The 646-nt window shown below is 58.0% G+C and carries 1 protein-coding gene; it reads right to left on the bottom strand.

The features are described 5' to 3' along the window. Positions 1 to 108: 108 nt before the first annotated feature. Positions 109 to 498: a helicase-related protein gene (locus QHC67_RS19295; RefSeq protein ID WP_413818578.1), complete on the bottom strand. Its 390-nt coding sequence runs from the start codon at positions 496 to 498 to the stop codon at positions 109 to 111. Between the last annotated feature and the right edge of the window lie 148 nt (positions 499 to 646).

Genomic DNA, 646 nt, shown 5'->3' with positions numbered 1-646 from the left:
GATGTAAGAACATTCGAAACAGGTTTCGAAATTCGAAACCTGTTTCGAATGTTCTTACATCATCAGCCACTACGATACCCCTCAGACGAGGGGCGAAACATAGCCAAATCAGCCGCTACGAAAATGTGGGAAGGTTTTTGCGCTTACCTCGCGCCCACGCACCACATCAACCTGCCGATGCGCTAGATTGAGGCGGATCGCGTGACCCTTGAAGCGGTGGACACGCCCCTCGCGCTGCTCAAGATCGACCGGATTTCCGGGCAAGTTCCAGTGGTAGAGTCGATAGCAATAAGGGTGAAAGTCGAGGCCTTCCTGTCCGACAGAGGTCGTGGCTAGCGCAAAGGGTCGGAACGGTGAGTTGAAGGCGTCGCGAACGCTGGAGAGGCGCGCAGCCCTGTGGATCGGCGTGCAAAAAGGGGTCTGACTCAAATTCCGTGCAGATTTGACATTTCCACGCTGTGTCCGGCCAACTCCACCGGGGGTCAGCAAGGAGCGCACGTCGATGGCCTCGAAAGCATGGGACAGTAGCCTGCGGCTACCAGGTTTGATCGTGGAAAGCCGGACTGTGATCGACGGGATTGTCGAGATGTCGGGTCGATTGGCGGCGGCGGGGGCGAACTGCCCGGACTGCGCGATGCCCTCGGCG

Origin of the sequence: Sphingobium sp., from assembly GCF_033795625.1 — a bacterium.
GTDB lineage: Bacteria > Pseudomonadota > Alphaproteobacteria > Sphingomonadales > Sphingomonadaceae > Sphingobium.
This window is presented reverse-complemented; position numbering and strand designations above follow the sequence as displayed.